Here is a 19869-nt window from a genome sequence, read left to right as displayed (position 1 = left end):
GAGCGCCCAGGCGCTCCGCTTTTTTTTCTTGTGTTTACTGATAGGTGAAGGTGAGCTGTACGGTAGTACGAAACTCACCCGCTGTTACCTGGCCGGTTGGCGTGTACATTCTTGCTGAAAGTGGAAACACGACGTTATGGCTGCTATCAATGCTAACCTGATAAACAGCTCCTGGTGAGATCTCGGTGAGATGATCTCGCGTCATTATTTGCAATGCCATTCCGCTTGCATCACCCTGAGTATTCGCAAACTTGGTGGCATCGTCATTGTCTACTTCGCCACTGAAAAGGGCGGTTACTTTTGTTGTTGATGCAGGGCAGGCAGAAAGCGTTAGCTCAAAGTCCTGCCATTCACTGGTATCACCGATATTAGGGTAATCAACGGCGCGCGCCTGTTCGAAATTAACCGTCTGATCGACCGTGTTAGTATCCACTGTACAGGCGGAAGCGACGACAGTACCACTCAGATTGATGTCCGTAGCTTGTACGGATTGCATGCCGCTTACTGCCCACAAACAGGCCAAAACAGGCAGCACTTTTTTTATCTGTTGCACCATTTTCCCATCCTGAATTACTGGTAGGTAAAGGTAGCTTGTACTTGGCCGACGATAGTACCTGGCATCACGTTACCTTTGGATACTGCACGGGCGCGCATTTCCAGGTCATAGGCGTGGGTAGCACTGGGAATCGTGACGTTGGCAAGAGAAGCACCATTTTTGTATACAGCGTTACCGACATTATCGGTGAGTTCAAGTTTGAGGTTGGTCGCTGTGCCCGTGTTTTGGTAGAAATCCGGGTCTGTGTCTGCGGTTCCAGCAAACGACACAGTGAAAGAGCTGGTTGATGCCGGGCAGTTGGTTAATTTTAAGATAACGTCTTTCCATGCTGTTGCACTGCCGGCGGTCGCGAGGTCGTTAGCTTGAATGGACGTACCTAAATCGACGGCAAGAGAAGTATTACTACTGTTAACCACACACGGTGATGCGATAACCTGCCCGGTAATGTCAATATTCACCGCCTGGCCCGCCGCCTGGCTGGTGGCAGAAAATAATCCACTGCAGGCCAGAATAAATATTGTCGCTGTTTTTCCATTGATAATTTTCATACGCAGTCCTTTTAATTATAGGTTACTTGAAGCTCAATAGCTGTTTTTACAATACCGGCAGTGACAGCTTCGGTATTATCAATAAAATATCCCACTTTAAAATCAGGGATGTCATAATTACCGGAACCGTCATAATTATTGATTGCAATAGCGCTATTCGCCGGATGCGGTGTTCCATCCGTATTTTGCAGTTGTATATAAACATTGCTTGCATAGCCTTGCCCAGTCATGGTGTTTAACACACCATTTGCTTCATTATGGGTTCCATAAACAGCAGTGAAACGATAAGAAATACCATCAACAGCGCCAGGGCAAGAATTTAAAGAAATTTTTGGTGCTTGAATAACGTTTTGTGCACCATTTTGCAATTGATTGCCATATAAGTTCGGAAGCTTAATTTCGCTTGGCGCAACAATAGTACATGCATCAATCGGAATGTCTGAATATATACCTGACAGAATAAGTCCAGAGCTTTTCGGGAGTGACGCTATTTCAGTCGCAGACCCATTATGGATGTTTAGCGTTACATTTGGCAGAGTGGTTACTTTTCCCGCAGGTACTTTTTCAAGTAATCTGACCAAGCGATACTTGAGGTGGTAGTAACCGCCGACACCGTATGTTCCCTCACCGCTAGTCTTCGTTAGATACAGGGGATAGTTAGGCGCGGTTAAGTTTCCCAAAGAATTTAAGACAGGGCTTAATCCGTTGGAAACAGTAACATAATATTGCACCCCGACACCAGGGTTATTCGTAGCCCAGGTAACGCCATCACCTAGCAGAGTGCCATTAACTGTCAGGTCTATATAGGCATCCCGATTGCTATAAGGGGCGGTATACATTAAAATTGAGCCTCTTTCAGTCCAGCCGCTTACACCACCAACCGCAGCAGGGATATGCAAAGGAGCAAGCGCATAATTCATGGTACTCCAGCTGACGCTGGAGACATAATCTGCCAATGCCGGTGTAATATTCAATAAGCAACTCGCAGTCAGGGTCACAATGGTTAATAGCTTCTTCATATATTATTTCCTGTTATCGGCAGTTTGCTTTGACTACAATGATATTACTAGTCGGTGCACTGTTCGGTAATTGCCATTGCGCCTGGCACTGCTCATTCGTTCCACGTCCCCATTTTGCTGTGACTGTACCCGCGTCTTTCATCCCCGTGAGGTAGACAATACCGCCATCACCCACAATGGAACCAGATGTATTTGGTGTACTGCTGTCCGTAACCATTGCACCGAATGGAACGTTCTCTCCGTTGCTACGAACTAAAGTCATCAGCACGCGTTTGCCAATTCGAGTATCAAAATGCGCTCGAACTATTGCACCACGGGTAGGGGTGATTGTTTGGGTCGTCAGTTCAATATCTGCGTCTTCGGGGAGTGTTTCAGTGTTCAACGAGATTGTGCTTTCGCGGTAAGGCGAAACATACGGAACGACGGTATAACCCCGAAAATCGGTTTTAACACCGTTCTGATTGTTTATCGCTACCCCTTCCGTTCCCGGCGCTTCTACCAGTACAGCGGTTTCACCGAGCGCCTGACTCAGTGTGATACCGTGGGCATGGGCCACCATTCCGCCTTCAATACCGTAGCTCACGCGTTTTTGGTCATGATCGTAGCTGTAGGCAGAGTTAAGGCGTGCGTAGGTTCCCTGATAATCCAGGCTAGCGTAACCACCGCTGCCTTCACCATGATTAGTTTCGCTTTCCTGCACATTCCAGTTCAGGTTACGTTCTTCCAGCGCTGAGCCGCTCAAGCCGACCGTATGGCTGGTATCGCCTTTTTTGCTGGTATTGAAACCATAGTTTGCGTAGCTGTTGCTTAACCAACGATCAAGAGGGATATTCATGCTGAGCGAGAACACCTGATCTTCGTTGTATATCTTTTCATGCTCATAGTTACGACTGCTACTACTGTTATCGGTGGTATTACGGTTATAGCTATAGTTGAGGTTCCAGGAGATGCCAGCCCAGTTGTTGCTGTAACCCACGCCAATGGATTGCATCTGACGATCGCTGTTCCAGTAATCTTCACTTATCGCATTCAATGACAGCGAACCCAGGCTTTCACCTATATTCTGGTTGAGCTGAAATTCGGCCCGATTACGGCGGCGATGATTATTGGTTCGCCATTCATCATCACGCCAGGTGTCGAGAACTTCCTGTAGGGTGTAGTAGCCTGAGGTCGAATAGCGATAGCCTGAAATGGATATATTCGTACCGGTTGCGAGGATGTTTTTGCTGTAACGAATACGCCAGGACTGACCTCCTTCTTTATCCTGATCTTTCTGTGTTGACCAAGCCTGGGTTCCATCAAGGGAAACTGCACCTAACGTACCGAAGTTCTTACCAAACCCGGAGAGCAGTGACTGGTAGTGTTGCGAGAACTGCCCACCACCATAGACCGTAAATCCATCCGGAAGGCCATAAATGACCGATGCCTGAGTAAACATCTCTTGTTCAATATCGCTGTCATACGGGCGATATTGTCCGCTGGTCAGGTTGTATTTCAGACGACCTTCACGCTGTAGAACGGGGAGGGAGGCGAATGCCACAGTCTGATGCTGTTCGCTGCCGTCAGCTTCTTTGATGGTGACATCAAGGTCACCGCTGCTGCCGGTTGGGTACATGTCGGTAATTTCAAATGCACCGGGGGAGACATAACTCTGGTAAATGGTGTAGCCATTCTGTTTGATAACGACCTGGGCATTTGTTCGCGCAATGCCTCTTACCACGGGTGCATATCCGCGAAGACTGTCGGGTAACATGTCATCATCTGAAGCTAACTGTATACCGCGAAATGGCACGCTGTCGAACATATCTGAAGGCGCGGTGCTGTCGCCCAGAGTTAACTGGCCTTTAAGCGAAATAACGTCGTGCTGGGCATAGGTATAGAGTGAATCCCAGCTTTCCTGAGCGTTGCCGTCATTGACGTCACGATTCCAGGTACTGTAGTTGCGAATGCGCCAGGAACCGATATTTAACCCAGGCTGGAGACTCAAATAATAACTTTCGTAATCGCTCATGTCGTTAGTGCGCGCTTGGGTATCCGCACCGGTAAAGTTGTAGTTGAGCAGTAGAGCATTAATCCCTGCGTCGAGCCGCTCTGGGGCGATGTAGCCTCGTGCGAGGTTATCGATGGCGGCTTGAGGAATAGAAAACAGCAATTGCTGGCGCTCAAATGCAAATTCTGCGCTGGCCTGGGGAATTGCAGAGAGGTTAGCGCAGTCGCCGTTGGCGGCTAATCGTGGGAATGCCTCAGTACGGATACCAAACTCGCGCAGCATATCGATACTCAAACAAGGCTGCAAGGTGGATTCACCCTGTGCATTTTTGTGTGTCACAAAGTCAATATTACGCACACCTACTGAGGTTTTGTTGACTATCACGTCAACACGATAAGTACCGGGTAACTGACCGATGCCTTCTTCAAAGGCTGAGAGGTCCGTTAACTCTTTTCCTGGCCCATCAATCCCTAACAGTGCAGGGTTAAAATAATCGCGAGCCATCGCGGAGTGAGAAATTGGCAGCATACACTGTAGCGCAATAAACCACGCTAATCGGCTAAATTTCATGTTTTTTTTAATACTATTTGCATTCATTCCGATGTCCTTTCGGCGGAGTAATCACCTTGCGCCAGAATTAACGCGAGCGGTGTTCCGCTCCTGCGGAACCGAAGTCATTGATAATGACCCAACTGATATCACCACTGGCACCTGCTGGAAGGGTAAAAGTGGCGCGACTCATTGGTGCGACGTAGCTGGCGTCTTTCACCGTGCTGCCACCCACTTTGACGGAGCTAAAGTTCATGTAGTACGGTGTTGGGTTGGTAACGGTGACTGAATTGCCGCTGCGCTGCCAGGTCAGTTTGTCGGTGAATTTTTCAGGCTGTTCAGTCAGCGATTGCGGCCGATAGATCAATTTAATGCGTGTTTTTACGGCAATTTGCAGCGTGTTCGCGCTGTCATTTTTTTCGGTCGCTGGGATGGATTTGATATTCATCCAGTACAATGATTCCCTATCTTCAGGAAGGTTGCCACCAGCGCGAATAATACGCAGCGTGTTTTCCTGCTCCGGGCCTAAGCGAAAAAGTGGTGGGGTAATCATAAACTGCGTTTTATCACCGTTTTTTTCCCCCGTGTCGCTCCAGGACTGGATTAAATAAGAGGTTTTATCCGGGTTTTTAACGCTAATCGAGGTCTCCTTTTTATCGCCTTTGTAAATAATTCGTGTTCCACCGACAATAATCCCGGCCTGCGCGGAACTCATTACTAGTAGCAGCGCCGCGACAGTAAAAGGAATAGATTTCTTCATGTGTTCTACCTCGAAGAATAAAGCCGGAGCAACCCGGCTTAGTTAATTACTAATGATGGGGATTAATTTCAGCGCAATTAGTTGTAGGTCAGAGTAAAGTTGACCGTACCGTTTGCATCACCAGCGGTGACAGCTGATTTTGTTGAAATATAACGGGCAAAGAAGTCGAGTTCAGTTTCTGCTGCTGCATCAGCATTGATAGTGACTGCATTAGAAGCAGTCCCCAGCGCTAATGGGGTGCCATCAGTGTTCAGTAACTGGATAGCTACGCCATCCGCTACGCCTGTGTTACCATAGTTGGTCAACTGAAGATAATCGTTATCGGTTATATCAGGAGTACCGTCATATTTTACAGCGACGGGTTTACCTAGCAGATCTGCCGGACAGGCGGACAGTACCATAGAGAATTTAGTGGTCGCAGCCGTATCGCCGGCGTTGGTAAATGCAGTTTTAGCTACTTCGCCCAGTTTAACGTTCTGGGTGCTGGTAACGGAGCCGTTAATCTGGCAACCTGCTTCAATAATTTTACCGGTGAAGTTTACTTGACCATCCTGGGCCATTGCAGAAGATGCGACACCCATAAAACCCAAAAACGCGACAGCAGCCAATTTTCCTTTCATTATAAAAATCCCTTTGAATTGATGTAAAAATTAATTGATATATATTTACCTTAACGTAAATATATGCTGGAAGTATGCCGTAATGTAATAGGTATTAACACAAATAATATCTTAAGATTGATTTCATTTTTTCTAAATACATTAAAATTTAGTATTGTATTTGTTTTTTGTATTTAACCTGTTTACGTATATCTTTTTTTTATTGGGGTATTTCGTCTCGATGACGTTGATATGATATAGATTGTTCTGTTGGTGTTCGTTCCGGAAAACATAAATGATGCCGATAAAATGCTTGCGAACCCTGCCTTCACCTGACAATCTGAGATATAAAATTCGGAGGGTGAATGTATCTTATCAATGGTGAGCCGATTGAGCGCGTGGCGGTAAACGATCGTGGACTGCTCTTTGGGGATGGTTGTTTTACAACGGCACGTATTATTCATGGGAATATTACGTTGTTTTTTTCCCATTTAGCTCGTCTCGAAAAAGCCTGTGCGCGGCTCGCGATCCCATTTCTCGACTGGGCTACGTTAGCGGAGGAAATGCGTCTTGTTGCGCGCACACAGCAAGACGGCGTGCTTAAAGTCATTATTACTCGTGGGGTCGGTACGCGTGGCTATAGCACAGTAGGTTGCGTGCAGCCCACGCGAATAATCAGCACCTCCTCATACCCCACGCATTACGCCCGCTGGAAAGCCGAGGGCGCAACCCTTGCGCTTAGCCCGGTTTCGCTGGGACGTAATCCTTATCTCGCGGGTCTCAAACATTTGAATCGCCTTGAACAGGTGCTGATCCGCGCTCATCTTGAGCAGACAAACGCCGATGAGGCGCTGGTCCTTGACAGCGAAGGGTGGCTTACGGAATGCTGTGCCGCGAATTTATTCTGGCGCCGGGGAATGGATGTGTTTACCCCGTGTCTTGATCAGGCGGGCGTTAACGGTATTATGCGCCAGCACATTATCAGGCAGCTCGCCGCTTCGCCATATCGGGTGGCTGAAGTTGCCGCTCGCCTTGAGACGCTGGTCGATGCGGACGAAGTTTTTATCTGCAATGCACTGATGCCGATTGTTCCGGTGCAAAAATTTGAGGGCCAACGCTGGCCGTCGCGCGAACTTTACCAATATTTAGCCCCACTGTGTGAGTTGTCTGATTAGCATGAAGAAATTGTTAGGCGTTTTATTATTGTTGCTGGTAGTGATGGGTATCGCTGCCGGGTTCGGCGCGTGGAAAGTTCGCCAACTGGCGAACAGTACGCTACTCATCAAAGAAGAGGCTATTTTTTCCCTGAAGGCAGGCTCCGGGCGTCTGGTGCTGGGCGAGCAACTTTATCGCGAAAAAATCATCAATCGTCCGCGTGTGTTCCAGTGGCTGCTGCGTGTGGAACCCGAACTGTCGCATTTTAAAGCCGGAACCTACCGTTTTACGCCCGACATGACAGTCCGGGATATGTTGCAACTGCTGGAAAGCGGTAAAGAGGCGCAGTTCCCGTTACGTCTGGTTGAAGGGATGCGTTTGAGCGACTACCTCAAACAGCTTCGTGACGCCCCGTACATCAAACATACGCTGAGCGATGATAATTACGAGACCGTTGCTCAGGCGCTGAAGCTGGAGAACCCGCAATGGGTGGAAGGCTGGTTCTGGCCAGATACCTGGATGTATACCGCCAATACAACCGACGTGGCGTTGCTAAAACGCGCGCATCAGAAAATGGTTAAAGCGGTAGACTCGGTCTGGGAAGGGCGCGCTGAAGGCCTGCCTTATCAGGACAAAAATCAGCTGGTAACCATGGCCTCTATTATCGAAAAAGAGACTGCGGTTGCCAGCGAGCGTGACCAGGTGGCTTCCGTCTTTATTAACCGCTTACGGATTGGCATGCGTTTACAGACCGATCCGACGGTGATTTACGGGATGGGGGCACGGTATAATGGCAAGTTGTCGCGTGTGGATTTAGATACCCCGACCGCCTATAACACCTATACCATTACGGGGTTGCCGCCTGGCCCGATTGCCATGCCGGGAGAGGCCTCATTGCAGGCCGCGGCGCATCCGGCAAAAACGCCGTACCTCTATTTCGTGGCTGACGGTAAAGGCGGTCACACGTTTAACACCAATCTTGCCAGCCACAACCGGTCCGTGCAGGATTACCTGAAAGTGCTTAAGGAAAAAAATGGGCAGTAACTATATCGTCATCGAGGGCCTGGAAGGCGCCGGAAAAACCACTGCGCGTAACGCGGTGGTAGAGACACTTGAGCAACTCGGTATTCGTGACATGGTTTTTACCCGCGAACCGGGGGGAACTCAGCTCGCGGAGAAACTAAGAAGTCTGGTGCTGGACATTAAGTCGGTGGGTGACGAGGTCATCACTGACAAAGCTGAAGTTCTGATGTTTTACGCCGCGCGCGTACAGCTGGTCGAAACCGTTATTAAACCTGCGCTGGCAAAAGGCACATGGGTAATTGGCGACCGTCACGATTTGTCGACCCAGGCGTATCAGGGGGGCGGACGCGGCATCGATCAAAACATGCTGGCAACCCTGCGCGATGCTGTGCTCGGTGATTTTCGCCCGGACCTGACGCTCTATCTGGACGTGACTCCAGAAGTCGGATTGAAGCGTGCCCGTGCACGCGGCGAGCTGGATCGTATTGAGCAGGAATCTTTCGATTTCTTTAATCGCACCCGCGCGCGCTATCTTGAACTGGCTGCCAAAGATGCCAGCATTCGTACCATCGACGCTACGCAGCCGCTGGAAGCTGTGATGGCTGATATCCGCAATACCATCACCCAGTGGGTGCAGGAGCAGGGCGCATGAAATGGTACCCATGGTTACGGCCAGATTTTGAAAAACTGGTAGCCAGCTACCAGGCGGGTCGTGGTCACCATGCGTTACTGATTCAGGCATTACCCGGAATGGGTGACGACGCGCTGATTTACGCGCTCAGTCGCTATTTAATGTGCCAGCAGCCGGAAGGGCATAAAAGCTGCGGACACTGCCGGGGCTGTCAATTGATGCAGGCGGGGACGCATCCTGATTACTATTCGCTGCTGCCGGAAAAAGGCAAAAGCACGCTGGGGGTTGATGCGGTACGTGAAGTGAGTGAAAAGCTGTACGAGCATTCACGCCTTGGCGGTGCGAAAGTGGTGTGGATCCCTGATGCTGCCCAGTTAACTGATGCTGCTGCCAATGCTCTGCTAAAAACGCTGGAAGAACCGCCAGCACAAACCTGGTTTTTCCTCGCCAGCACAGAGCCTGCGCGATTGCTGGCGACATTGCGCAGCCGCTGCCGGTTACACCATCTTGCGCCGCCGGCTGAGTCGTACGCAATCTCCTGGCTCGCCCGCGAAGTGACCGCATCTCCAGAAGCTCTGTTGAGCGCATTACGCCTGAGCGCGGGTTCGCCTGGTGCGGCACTCTCGTTGTTACAGGCTGAAAGCTGGGCGCATCGCACAGATTTTTGTGCGGCACTGGCAAACACATTAAACGCAGGTGACTGGTATATCCTGCTCGCGGCGTTAAACCACGATCAGGCCGCCGCCCGTTTACACTGGCTGGCAACGTTGTTGACGGATGCCTTGAAGCGTCCGTATGGGGTTTCCCATTTAACCAATCCTGATGCGCTGGACCTGATATCTTCTATCGCAGAACGGTTATCCGTCGCCCGGATACAGGCGATACTCGGTGACGTTTGTCATTGCCGTCAGCAGTTGCTGAACGTAACAGGCGTAAACCGTGAACTGGTGTTAACCGATCTTATCCTGCGTATTGAGCATTACCTGCAACCAGGCACCGTACTGCCTGTTCCCCATCTTTGAGAGAGACATTATGTTTTTAGTCGACTCACACTGCCATCTTGATGGCCTGGATTATCAATCTCTGCATAAGGACGTGGATGACGTGCTGGCGAAAGCAGCCGCACGCGATGTGAAATTCTGTCTTGCCGTCGCGACCACTCTGCCAGGATACCGCAGTATGCGCGAACTGGTCGGTGAACGTGACAATGTGGTGTTCTCCTGCGGCGTGCATCCGTTAAATCAGGATGAAGCCTATGATGTTGAAGACCTGCGCCGTTTTGCCGCCGAAGAGGGCGTTGTGGCGATGGGGGAAACCGGGCTGGACTATTTCTATACGCCGGAAACAAAGGTGCGCCAGCAGGAATCTTTTATCCATCATATTCAGATTGGCCGTGAGTTACAAAAGCCAGTTATCGTACATACCCGCGATGCGCGGGCCGATACGCTGTCTATTCTGCGCGAAGAAAAAGTGACGGATTGTGGTGGCGTACTACACTGTTTTACAGAAGACAGAGAAACGGCGGGCAAATTGCTGGACCTCGGATTTTATATCTCGTTTTCCGGCATCGTCACGTTCCGTAACGCAGATCAGCTCCGTGATGCCGCCCGCTATGTTCCTCTGGATAGGTTGCTGGTTGAGACGGATTCTCCCTACCTTGCGCCTGTTCCGCATCGTGGAAAAGAGAACCAGCCTGCCATGACCCGTGACGTTGCGGAGTATATGGCCGTAGTGAAAGGTGTTGCCGTTGAAGAACTGGCGCAGGCAACCACTGATAACTTTGCCCGCCTGTTTCACATCGACGCTTCTCGCCTGCAATCCGTTCGTTAACTGACTTTTTTTAAAGCTCGTAATTAATAAGCAAAGCGAGTAAAGTTCACCGCCTCAAAATGGGCGGTGAATAACCGGTTTGACACATTCAGAAACGCATTTTATCGGAATGTGCGGATTTTACGGCCATCCACGACTGAATTGTGATAGCCGTCAAACAAAAACAAACTGAATTATTTTACTCTGTGTAATAAATAAAGGGTACTTAGATGCCCTGTACACGGCGAGGTTCTCCCCCCTCGCTAATGCGTGAGAACGTAGAAAAGCACAAATACTCAGGAGCACTCTCAATTATGTTTAAGAATGCATTTGCTAACCTGCAAAAGGTCGGTAAATCGCTGATGCTGCCGGTATCCGTACTCCCGATTGCAGGTATCCTGCTGGGTGTCGGTTCCGCTAACTTCAGCTGGCTGCCAGCCGTTGTATCGCACGTAATGGCAGAAGCAGGCGGTTCTGTTTTTGCAAACATGCCGCTGATTTTTGCCATCGGTGTCGCGTTAGGCTTCACCAATAACGACGGCGTATCTGCACTGGCATCCGTTGTTGCCTACGGCATTATGGTTAAGACCATGGCTGTTGTTGCGCCGCTGGTTCTGCATTTACCTGCTGAAGAGATCGCAGCTAAACACCTTGCTGATACGGGTGTTCTCGGGGGGATTATCTCCGGTGCGATTGCAGCGTATATGTTCAACCGTTTCTACCGTATCAAATTGCCTGAGTATCTTGGCTTCTTTGCGGGTAAGCGCTTCGTTCCTATCATTTCTGGTCTGGCCGCTATTTTCACCGGTGTGGTTCTGTCCTTCATTTGGCCGCCGATCGGGACTGCTATTCAGACGTTTTCCCAGTGGGCTGCATACCAGAACCCGGTCGTAGCGTTCGGTATCTATGGCTTCATTGAACGCTGCCTGGTGCCGTTTGGTCTGCACCATATCTGGAACGTTCCATTCCAGATGCAGATCGGTGAATACACCAATGCTGCGGGCCAGGTATTCCACGGCGATATCCCTCGCTATATGGCGGGTGACCCGACTGCGGGCAAACTGTCTGGTGGCTTCCTGTTCAAAATGTACGGTCTGCCGGCTGCCGCTATCGCTATCTGGCACTCTGCTAAACCAGAAAACCGCGCGAAAGTGGGCGGTATCATGATCTCCGCGGCGCTGACCTCGTTCCTGACCGGTATTACCGAACCGATCGAGTTCTCGTTCATGTTCGTGGCACCGATCCTGTACATCATCCACGCAATTCTGGCTGGTCTGGCATTCCCGATCTGTATCCTGCTGGGTATGCGTGACGGTACGTCGTTCTCCCACGGTCTGATCGACTTTATCGTTCTGTCCGGTAACAGCAGCAAACTGTGGCTGTTCCCGATTGTCGGTATCGGTTATGCGATTGTTTACTACACCATCTTCCGTGTGCTGATCAAAGCGCTGGACCTGAAAACTCCGGGCCGTGAAGATGCTACCGAAGACACCAAAGCGGGTGCGTCCGGCGAAATGGCTCCGGCCCTGGTTGCGGCATTCGGCGGTAAAGAAAACATCACTAACCTCGATGCGTGCATCACTCGTCTGCGTGTCAGCGTCGCTGACGTTGCCAAAGTGGATCAGGCTGGCCTGAAGAAACTGGGTGCGGCGGGCGTTGTAGTGGCGGGTTCCGGTGTTCAGGCTATCTTCGGTACTAAGTCCGATAACCTGAAAACTGAAATGGATGAGTACATCCGTCACAGCTAAGCAGTAAAAAGTTGGGGAGAATTAAGGCAGCCTGCGGGCTGCCTTTTTTAATGCATTAATTGGCCTGAACGCGAATCGGCGCAGTGGCGGCGAACAACCACGGACGAGCCTCTGCGTTCACGCGTGGGGATAACGTCTCTCTGACCTGCTGGTGATAATCATCAATCCACTGCTTTTCAGCCTCACTTAGCAGATGCAGTTCAACCAGACTTAAATCAATTGGCACCAGCGTCAGCGTTGAGAAGCGACAGAAGCCAGGACGACTGTTGATAATCTCCACCTGATTCTCAATACGGATCCCATATTCTCCGGCCAGATAATAACCCGGCTCGATGGTAATGATATTGCCCGCAACCAGAGGCCAGGGGTTTACTTTTTTGGCAATGCGATGGGGCTGCTCATGGATCAGGAGCTGATGGCCTACGCCGTGTCCCGTACCGTGATCAAAATCCAGACCCAGATCCCACAGCGCCCGACGGCTAAAGGCATCCAGTTGATGACCCTGAGTGCCGCTGGGAAATTGCAGCGAGATAAGCGACAAAAAGCCTTTTAACACAGCGGTGTAATGCAGACGACGCTGCGGATCCTGTGGACCAAACGCGAGGGTGCGCGTTGTATCCGTCGTACCATTATGGTACTGGCCGCCGGAATCATTCAGATACATGGCCTGAGAGGTAATGGGCGTATTGGTTTTTTCGCTGGAATGGTAATGGCACATTGCGGCATTGCTGGCTGAGGCCGAAATCGTGTTGAAGCTTTGCTCGATAAATCCCGACTGCTGCTGGCGAAATTCCAGTTGCCTGGCCTGCGCTTCCAGCTCAGTGACCGGATTGCCTGCCGCTTCGCGCAAGGGAACTTCATGCGTAAGCCATGCCAGAAAGTTAACCCAGGCCGCGCCATCTTGTTCATGGCATTCCCGATAGCCCGCCAGTTCAACGTCATTCTTGTGCGCTTTCATCAAGGTGATGGGATCGGGTGCCCATAAGACTTCGCCACCGTGTTCTACAATGGCAAAACGCAGCGCGACCGGGGCGTAGTCTTTATCGACCAAAAAGCGTTTCCCTTTGGCCAACTGCTGGCAGCGGGCAAGAAAACTCTCTTGTGGGGCCAGCGTGAGCGTATTCAGCAGTGCAGCAGGGAGCTGCTGTGTTTTGTTGCTATCCACAAACCATTCCAGCTCGCCGCTGCGATGGAGCAGGGCGAACGAAAACGGCACTGGCACCATTGGCAGATCGGAACCGCGCACATTCAGCAGCCAGGCAATGTTATCCGGCAGCGTGATCGCCAGAACGTCGGCCTGTTGTTGCGTGAGCAGATCCACGACGCGGGCTCGTTTTTGTGTGCTGCTTTCCCCGCTGATTTCAATGGGCATTTCACGAATGATGCCGCAGGGTGCAGCCGGGCGGTCAAGCCATACCTGGTCGAAAGGATCTTGCTCAAGAGGCACCAGCTCGCAATGGGTCGCCGACAGTGCTTCAAACTGGCTGTTGACCATCAGCAACGGTTCAAAACCGATACGCGCGCCCGCAGCAACGTGAGACTGCAAATAGTCGGCCAGCGGTTCGTCATGTAAATGGTGAATTTCAAAATCATCCAGCGAGACTTCATTGCGCACCTGGACCTGATAGCGTCCATCGACAAACATTAATGCGCGGTCGCGCAGGACCAACGCGAGACCAGCGGAGCCGCTAAAACCGGTCAGCCAGGCCAGCTTATTGTCATGCGGTGTACAATCTTCGCTTTGGTGAGCGTCGGCGCGCGGAACAATCATGCCATCCAGCCCTTGCGCTAACAGCAGGTTGCGCAGAGCGGAAAGAGGAGTTGAGTTGTGCATAGTTACCTTCAGGCCTTAACGGAACGGCGGTTCGTTGAACGTACGTAATTTACGGGAGTGCAGTCGATCGCCTTCAGCACGCAGACGATCGATTGCCCGGATACCTATTTGCAGGTGCTCGGAAATGGCACCTTCATAAAAACGGTTGGCCTGACCAGGCAGTTTGATCTCGCCGTGCAGCGGTTTATCGGAAACACACAGCAGCGTGCCATAAGGGACGCGGAAGCGGTAGCCCTGGGCGGCAATGGTGGCGCTTTCCATATCAATAGCCACCGCGCGACTGAGGTTAAAACGCAGCGCAGAAGCTGAATAGCGTAACTCCCAGTTGCGATCGTCGGTGGTGACGACGGTACCGGTACGCAGGCGCTGTTTAACTTCTTCGCCGGGCATGCCGCTGACTTCTTTGGTGGCGTCATACAGTGCGCGTTGTACTTCCGCAATGCTCGGAATCGGAATATCCGGTGGTAGCACGGCATCCAGCACATGGTCGTCACGTAGATAAGCGTGGGCCAGAACATAGTCGCCAATCGCCTGACTTTCGCGCAGGCCGCCACAGTGTCCAATCATCAGCCAGACGTCAGGGCGTAGGACGGCCAAATGATCGCAAATGGTTTTAGCGTTAGACGGGCCAACGCCGATATTGACCAGCGTGATCCCCTGACCGTCGGCGGTGATTAAATGCCAGGCGGGCATCTGATGTTTCTTCCAGGCGAGATCGGAGATGGCCTCTTCCGGAGCTTCCGTTTCAGCGGTGATCCAGATCCCGCCTGCGCATGACAGCGCGATATAGGGGCTGTTCGGATCGAGGATCTGGCTGCAGCCCCAGCGCACGAACTCATCGACATAGCGGGTGTAGTTGGTGAACAGCACAAATGGCTGGAAATGTTCAACCGGCGTTCCCGTGTAGTGACGCAGTCGTGCGAGCGAAAAATCAACTCGTCGGGCGTCGAAGTGCGACAGCGGGGAGAATTCCGCCGGATGATAGGTACCATCGGCTGTTTCGTCGCCAATTTGTGACAACTCGGTAGTGGGGAAATGGCGCGTTAATCCGGCGCTCATCGAGCGGTCGAGCGTCAGCTCAGAACCGTCGATCACATAGGGATAAGGGATTTCATGCTGCGACGGTTCGACGGAGATATGCGCATCATAATCCTGATACAGCAGCGTGAGTTGTTCTTCAAGATAGGGACGAAAAAGCGACGGACGGGTGATCGTAGTGGTATAGCTGCCCGCATGGGTAAAACGGCCATAGGCGCGGGTTTTCGGAGGATTGGTGGCGCTGCCATCCCAGGTGACACAAAGCGATGGGTAAACAAAAAGACCATTATGGCGGGCGATTATGTCAGGGAGCGTCCCTGTTTCAATGTACTTACCAATGGCGCTACGCAGTGCTTTAACCGACTGCTCGTACAGCGCGTCCAGTTTATCCAGTGCCTGAGTTGGGGTCAGGCTGGAGCCCTTATTGTTCATGTCTGTCTCCTTGTTCCACAGATGTACTGCTCTCCCGATAGTATGTCACAGGAATATGAAACAAAAGTCAGACGTTGAGGAAGATTGTGCGAAGGCCGAATGACCTTCGCATCAGGGCTTAACTGTGCTGCTTATCCCGCATCAGCAATGCAGTGGCGGCGGAAATAAGACACCCGGCCATCAGATAAATGGCCACGCTGTGCCAGTCTCCGGCCGAGAATGTTACCAGTGCTGCAGCAATGAAAGGGGTAAAACCACCGCCAACCACGCTTGCCACCTGATAGCCAACGCCTGCGCCGCTGTAGCGATAACTTGCGCCAAACAAACCGGTAAACATAGGCTGTTGTACGCAGACCACCATATCGTGCGCAATATTGGCCAACATAATCGCGAAGAACACGATCCAGAAAATAGACTGTGCTTCCAGCGCCATAAAGAACGGGAAGGCGCTCAGCGTACCGACCAGTGCACCGGTAATGTACACGCGCCGTCGACCAAAGCGGTCGGCAAGCCAGGCAAAGCAGGGGATGGTCAGACAGCTCAGTCCTCCCACTAACAAACCGATATTCAGAAACAGCTCGCGGGGTAGGCCCAGGTTCTGCGTAGAGTAATTAAGGGCAAACGCGGTGACGATATACATCGTCAGCAGTTCACATAAGCGCAAGCCGATAATTTTTAAGAATGCGCCCGGATGGCGGATTAACGCCTCGACCACCGGTAACCGCTTTTTCTCGGGTTGCGGTTCCTGCTGTTGCTGTTCGAATTCGGCTGATTCATCCATTCTGTTACGCATCCACAACGCGCCCAAAACCAGTACGATGCTGAACAGGAACGGAATACGCCAGCCCCAGCTCAGGAACTGCTCATCGGTAGTTTGCGAGCTAATCAGTGATACCAGACCGGTAGAAAGCAGCAGTCCGACGCCGTAACCGACCTGAACGCCACTGCTGTAGAAGGCTTTTTTATTTTTCGGCGCGCTTTCGACCGAGAGCAACGCCGCGCCGCCCCATTCACCACCAACGGCGAATCCCTGAATGGCGCGCAGCGTCACCAGCAGCACAGGGGCCCACCAGCCAATAGTGTCAAAAGAAGGAATAATCCCTATCAGCGCAGTGGCAATCCCCATCATCCAGACGGTGAGCATCAGCATGCGTTTACGGCCAAGGCGATCGCCAAAGTGGCCGAAGATAACCCCGCCTAACGGACGGAACAAAAATCCGACGCCAAAGGTGGCAAATGCGGCAAGTGTTCCCATTGCCGGGCTAACCTGCGGGAAGAACTCGCGATTAAAGACCAGTGCGGCGGTGATGCCATAAAGCAGAAAATCATACCAGTCGACCACGGCGCCAGCGAAGCTACCAAGCGCAGCGCGTCGGGCACGATGAAGCGAAGAGACGTCCTCTTGGGGACCCGCGGAGGTGAGAGTGGAATCCATAGTTATCCTGTCTGTACTGTCTTTTAGTTATTAGTATTTGAATTGGGCTACACACATTGCAGTCGATATATTAACGACCGTTATGAGATTACCGCGACAGACGGGAAGAGAAAACGATTATCTCCCTCACCAGAGGGCTACATGAAAAATAAGACGAATGAAAAACAGAAAAGCAAAAAGCCTGCTTAGTTTCCTAAGCAGGCTTCTTAAATTTGGCTCCTCTGACTGGACTCGAACCAGTGACATACGGATTAACAGTCCGCCGTTCTACCGACTGAACTACAGAGGAATCGTTTGAACGAGGCGCATATTAGCGAGGGCGATGAGGCTTGTCAAAGGGGGAAATACATTTGTGCGTTCGTTTGCTGACAAAATCAGCAAAGCGGCGATCTTTCCGTCTTTTTATGCTTTTGCCCCATTCTGGTGCGCGTCTACCTCTTCCAGGGCAGCCAGAATGAGAGGTTCAGGTGTGCAAAAAGTCCATTCTTCACCTTTGAGCCTGACTTTACGCGGTTTTAACCGTAAAACACGGCTGCTGGCTAAACTGGCAAGCATCTTGCAATCCTGAATTAATGACTGCCAGCACGGGTTCTGGTATTCCGACAGGAGGCAAAATGAACTTCAGACGACTGAAATATTTCGTGAAAATCGTCGATATTGGTAGCCTGACCCAGGCAGCGGAAGTGTTGCATATCGCGCAACCTGCGCTGAGCCAGCAGGTTGCTACGCTGGAAGGCGAACTGGATCAGCAACTGCTGATTCGCACCAAGCGCGGCGTCACACCGACGGAAGCGGGGAAAGTGTTGTATGCCCATGCGCGGACGATTTTACGCCAGTGCGAGCAGGCGCAACTTGCGGTCAATAACGTAGGTCAGACCCTGGGGGGACAGGTCTCTATTGGCCTGGCGCCGGGGACGGCGGCGTCAGCCATCACTATGCCGTTATTACAGACAGTACGAGCAGAGCTGCCCGATGTGCTGGTCTATTTGCATGAAAACAGTGGGGCGGTGCTGAATGACAAGCTGCTCAGCGGGCATTTAGACATGGCGGTGCTCTACGAGCGCTCACCCGTGGCGGGTATCAGCAGTCAACCGTTGCTTAAAGAGGATCTGTACCTGGTCGGGACGCGTGATTGCCCGGGGCAAAGCGTCGATTTAGCCGCGGTGGCGCAGATGAATCTGTTTTTGCCACGGGATTACAGCGCAGTTCGCCTGCGTGTAGATGAAGCTTTTTCGCTTCGTCGCCTGACGGCCAAAGTGATTGGCGAAATTGAATCTATCGCCACCTTAACGGCTGCCATCGCCAGTGGGATGGGCGTCACAGTGTTGCCTGAGTCGGCGGCCCGTTCATTATGTAATGCCGCTAACGGCTGGATGGCGCGGATAACAACCCCATCGATGAATCTGCCATTATCGCTGAACGTCTCAGCCAGAGGGAGCTTATCGCCGCAGGCACAGGCCGTGAAGGAGATCCTGTTGTCGCTGGTAAGCCGTCCGGCACTGGAAAACCGCGAGCTACAGCTGGTCAGCTAAACCTTATTCCCTCCAGGAATAAGATGCGGGTTTTTATTATTTGTTATGCCGGGCATCAGACTTTAACAATAGCGTAATGTCTGATGCGCCCGGAGCGAAAAGTGAATTTCCAGCAACTTAAAATAATCCGCGAGGCGGCCCGTCAGGATTACAACCTGACGGAAGTCGCGAATATACTGTACACCTCGCAGTCGGGAGTCAGCCGACATATTCGTGAACTTGAAGATGAACTTGGCATTGAGATTTTTATCCGTCGCGGTAAACGCCTGCTGGGCATGACCGAACCGGGCAAAGCCTTGCTGGTTATTGCCGAGCGTATTCTGAATGAGGCCAGCAACGTTCGCAGACTGGCGGATCTGTTTACCAATGACACGTCCGGTGTACTGACGATTGCCACCACGCATACACAGGCACGCTATAGCCTGCCCGCGGTGATTAAAGCCTTTCGTGAGCTCTTCCCTGAGGTGCGTCTGGAACTGATCCAGGGTACACCGCAGGAGATTGACGTACTGTTGCAAAACGGTGGGGCAGACATCGGGATTGCCAGCGAGCGACTTAGCAGTGATCCGCTGTTGGTAGCTTTTCCCTGGTTTCGTTGGCACCACAGCCTGCTTGTTCCTCACGACCATCCCTTGGTGAAAACGTCTCCTCTCACACTGGAATCTATCGCCCACTGGCCATTAATTACGTATCGTCAGGGGATTACGGGGCGTTCCCGTATCGATGAGGCATTTGCCCGTAAAGGGTTAGTGCCGGATATTATCCTCAGCGCCCAGGACTCGGATGTGATTAAAACCTATGTGTCGCTGGGGCTGGGAATCGGGCTGGTGGCAGAACAATCCAGTGGAGAGCAGGAGGAGGGGAGCTTAACCCGTCTGGATACCCGGCACTTATTTGATGCAAATACCGTCTGGCTGGGCCTGAAACGCGGACAACTGCAGCGCAACTACGTTTGGCGATTCATTGAGCTATGCAACGCAGGGTTATCCGTCGATGAAATCAAGCGCCAGGCGATGGAGCCAGATGAAGCCGTGATTGATTATCAGATATAATGCAAAAAGCCTGCTTAGTTTCCTAAGCAGGCTTCTTAAATATGGCTCCTCTGACTGGGATCGCCGTAGCCATTAACTGGCTGATTGCTAAGGAAGGTGCGAACAAGTTCCTGATATGAGATCATCATATTCATCCGGAGCGCATCCCAGAGGGACATC

Annotated in this window: 18 protein-coding genes and 1 tRNA gene; 8 read left to right on the top strand and 11 right to left on the bottom strand. The window is 51.5% G+C overall.

Annotated elements, in window-relative coordinates; translation table 11 throughout:
- Nucleotides 1-34: 34 nt before the first annotated feature.
- The 6 genes from HV229_RS15185 to HV229_RS15160 all read right to left on the bottom strand — a co-directional run bounded on the left by HV229_RS15185 (nucleotide 35) and on the right by HV229_RS15160 (nucleotide 6042).
- Nucleotides 35-556: a fimbrial protein gene (locus tag HV229_RS15185; protein WP_181545782.1), complete on the bottom strand. Its 522-nt coding sequence runs from the start codon at nucleotides 554-556 to the stop codon at nucleotides 35-37.
- 14 nt (nucleotides 557-570) lie between these two features.
- Nucleotides 571-1104: a fimbrial protein gene (locus HV229_RS15180; RefSeq protein ID WP_181545780.1), complete on the bottom strand. Its 534-nt coding sequence runs from the start codon at nucleotides 1102-1104 to the stop codon at nucleotides 571-573.
- 11 nt (nucleotides 1105-1115) lie between these two features.
- Complete coding sequence (locus HV229_RS15175) at nucleotides 1116-2123, bottom strand: fimbrial protein (RefSeq protein ID WP_181545777.1); 1008 nt, start codon at nucleotides 2121-2123, stop codon at nucleotides 1116-1118.
- A gap of 13 nt (nucleotides 2124-2136) precedes the next feature.
- A complete protein-coding gene (locus tag HV229_RS15170) occupies nucleotides 2137-4710 on the bottom strand; it encodes a fimbria/pilus outer membrane usher protein (protein ID WP_181545775.1) in 2574 nt (857 codons plus the stop codon).
- 40 nt (nucleotides 4711-4750) lie between these two features.
- The gene (locus HV229_RS15165) at nucleotides 4751-5422 is read right to left on the bottom strand and encodes a fimbria/pilus periplasmic chaperone (RefSeq protein WP_046274796.1); all 672 of its coding nucleotides are present in this window, start codon (nucleotides 5420-5422) and stop codon (nucleotides 4751-4753) included.
- 77 nt (nucleotides 5423-5499) lie between these two features.
- Nucleotides 5500-6042 (bottom strand): fimbrial protein, encoded by a 543-nt coding sequence (locus HV229_RS15160; protein WP_047359328.1) that lies wholly within the window; start codon nucleotides 6040-6042, stop codon nucleotides 5500-5502.
- Between the two features lie 344 nt (nucleotides 6043-6386).
- On the opposite strand from HV229_RS15160, the gene pabC reads away from it, so the two are divergent.
- The 6 genes from pabC to ptsG all read left to right on the top strand — a co-directional run bounded on the left by pabC (nucleotide 6387) and on the right by ptsG (nucleotide 12387).
- Nucleotides 6387-7196, top strand: coding sequence for an aminodeoxychorismate lyase (gene pabC / locus HV229_RS15155; RefSeq protein WP_181545773.1), 810 nt, complete (start codon nucleotides 6387-6389; stop codon nucleotides 7194-7196).
- 1 nt (nucleotide 7197) lies between these two features.
- Entirely contained in the window at nucleotides 7198-8220 is a 1023-nt protein-coding gene (yceG, locus tag HV229_RS15150) for a cell division protein YceG (RefSeq protein ID WP_181545771.1), read from the top strand.
- Nucleotides 8210-8851, top strand: a complete 642-nt coding sequence (gene tmk / locus HV229_RS15145; RefSeq protein ID WP_181545769.1) for a dTMP kinase — start codon at nucleotides 8210-8212, stop codon at nucleotides 8849-8851. Before yceG ends, tmk begins: the two co-directional genes overlap by 11 nt.
- Nucleotides 8848-9852, top strand: a complete 1005-nt coding sequence (holB, locus tag HV229_RS15140; RefSeq protein ID WP_016152653.1) for a DNA polymerase III subunit delta' — start codon at nucleotides 8848-8850, stop codon at nucleotides 9850-9852. Before tmk ends, holB begins: the two co-directional genes overlap by 4 nt.
- 10 nt (nucleotides 9853-9862) lie before the next feature.
- On the top strand, nucleotides 9863-10660 hold the full coding sequence (locus HV229_RS15135) for a metal-dependent hydrolase (protein WP_016156196.1): 798 nt from the start codon (nucleotides 9863-9865) through the stop codon (nucleotides 10658-10660).
- Between the two features lie 293 nt (nucleotides 10661-10953).
- Nucleotides 10954-12387, top strand: a complete 1434-nt coding sequence (gene ptsG / locus HV229_RS15130) for a PTS glucose transporter subunit IIBC (protein WP_016152655.1) — start codon at nucleotides 10954-10956, stop codon at nucleotides 12385-12387.
- Nucleotides 12388-12442: 55 nt separating this feature from the next.
- Here the strand turns inward: ptsG and HV229_RS15125 are convergent, their stop codons facing one another.
- The 5 genes from HV229_RS15125 to HV229_RS15105 all read right to left on the bottom strand — a co-directional run bounded on the left by HV229_RS15125 (nucleotide 12443) and on the right by HV229_RS15105 (nucleotide 17681).
- Nucleotides 12443-14221 (bottom strand): aminopeptidase P family protein, encoded by a 1779-nt coding sequence (locus HV229_RS15125; RefSeq protein ID WP_181545767.1) that lies wholly within the window; start codon nucleotides 14219-14221, stop codon nucleotides 12443-12445.
- A gap of 15 nt (nucleotides 14222-14236) precedes the next feature.
- Complete coding sequence (locus tag HV229_RS15120) at nucleotides 14237-15691, bottom strand: AMP nucleosidase (protein WP_016152657.1); 1455 nt, start codon at nucleotides 15689-15691, stop codon at nucleotides 14237-14239.
- Nucleotides 15692-15809: 118 nt separating this feature from the next.
- On the bottom strand, nucleotides 15810-17126 hold the full coding sequence (gene shiA, locus HV229_RS15115) for a shikimate transporter (RefSeq protein WP_181545765.1): 1317 nt from the start codon (nucleotides 17124-17126) through the stop codon (nucleotides 15810-15812).
- Between the two features lie 213 nt (nucleotides 17127-17339).
- A tRNA-Asn gene (locus HV229_RS15110) sits at nucleotides 17340-17415 on the bottom strand.
- A gap of 113 nt (nucleotides 17416-17528) precedes the next feature.
- Nucleotides 17529-17681 (bottom strand): hypothetical protein, encoded by a 153-nt coding sequence (locus HV229_RS15105; protein WP_181545763.1) that lies wholly within the window; start codon nucleotides 17679-17681, stop codon nucleotides 17529-17531.
- A 59-nt stretch (nucleotides 17682-17740) separates the two neighbouring features.
- Between HV229_RS15105 and nac the strand changes: the two genes are divergently transcribed.
- A complete protein-coding gene (gene nac / locus HV229_RS15100) occupies nucleotides 17741-18658 on the top strand; it encodes a nitrogen assimilation transcriptional regulator NAC (protein WP_016156200.1) in 918 nt (305 codons plus the stop codon).
- A gap of 101 nt (nucleotides 18659-18759) precedes the next feature.
- Nucleotides 18760-19710: an HTH-type transcriptional regulator Cbl gene (gene cbl, locus HV229_RS15095; RefSeq protein WP_016152661.1), complete on the top strand. Its 951-nt coding sequence runs from the start codon at nucleotides 18760-18762 to the stop codon at nucleotides 19708-19710.
- Nucleotides 19711-19869: the final 159 nt, after the last annotated feature.

This window comes from Citrobacter sp. RHBSTW-00524, assembly GCF_013747755.1.
In the GTDB taxonomy this organism is placed as follows: Bacteria; Pseudomonadota; Gammaproteobacteria; order Enterobacterales; family Enterobacteriaceae; genus Citrobacter; species Citrobacter braakii.
This window is presented reverse-complemented; position numbering and strand designations above follow the sequence as displayed.

Coding starts and splice junctions, on each gene's coding strand:
- HV229_RS15185 (WP_181545782.1), bottom strand. CDS start 556: ATGGTGCAACAGATAAAAAAAGTGCTGCCTGTTTTGGCCTGTTTGTGG.
- HV229_RS15180 (WP_181545780.1), bottom strand. CDS start 1,104: ATGAAAATTATCAATGGAAAAACAGCGACAATATTTATTCTGGCCTGC.
- HV229_RS15175 (WP_181545777.1), bottom strand. CDS start 2,123: ATGAAGAAGCTATTAACCATTGTGACCCTGACTGCGAGTTGCTTATTG.
- HV229_RS15170 (WP_181545775.1), bottom strand. CDS start 4,710: ATGAATGCAAATAGTATTAAAAAAAACATGAAATTTAGCCGATTAGCG.
- HV229_RS15165 (WP_046274796.1), bottom strand. CDS start 5,422: ATGAAGAAATCTATTCCTTTTACTGTCGCGGCGCTGCTACTAGTAATG.
- HV229_RS15160 (WP_047359328.1), bottom strand. CDS start 6,042: ATGAAAGGAAAATTGGCTGCTGTCGCGTTTTTGGGTTTTATGGGTGTC.
- pabC (WP_181545773.1), top strand. CDS start 6,387: ATGTATCTTATCAATGGTGAGCCGATTGAGCGCGTGGCGGTAAACGAT.
- yceG (WP_181545771.1), top strand. CDS start 7,198: ATGAAGAAATTGTTAGGCGTTTTATTATTGTTGCTGGTAGTGATGGGT.
- tmk (WP_181545769.1), top strand. CDS start 8,210: ATGGGCAGTAACTATATCGTCATCGAGGGCCTGGAAGGCGCCGGAAAA.
- holB (WP_016152653.1), top strand. CDS start 8,848: ATGAAATGGTACCCATGGTTACGGCCAGATTTTGAAAAACTGGTAGCC.
- HV229_RS15135 (WP_016156196.1), top strand. CDS start 9,863: ATGTTTTTAGTCGACTCACACTGCCATCTTGATGGCCTGGATTATCAA.
- ptsG (WP_016152655.1), top strand. CDS start 10,954: ATGTTTAAGAATGCATTTGCTAACCTGCAAAAGGTCGGTAAATCGCTG.
- HV229_RS15125 (WP_181545767.1), bottom strand. CDS start 14,221: ATGCACAACTCAACTCCTCTTTCCGCTCTGCGCAACCTGCTGTTAGCG.
- HV229_RS15120 (WP_016152657.1), bottom strand. CDS start 15,691: ATGAACAATAAGGGCTCCAGCCTGACCCCAACTCAGGCACTGGATAAA.
- shiA (WP_181545765.1), bottom strand. CDS start 17,126: ATGGATTCCACTCTCACCTCCGCGGGTCCCCAAGAGGACGTCTCTTCG.
- HV229_RS15105 (WP_181545763.1), bottom strand. CDS start 17,681: ATGCTTGCCAGTTTAGCCAGCAGCCGTGTTTTACGGTTAAAACCGCGT.
- nac (WP_016156200.1), top strand. CDS start 17,741: ATGAACTTCAGACGACTGAAATATTTCGTGAAAATCGTCGATATTGGT.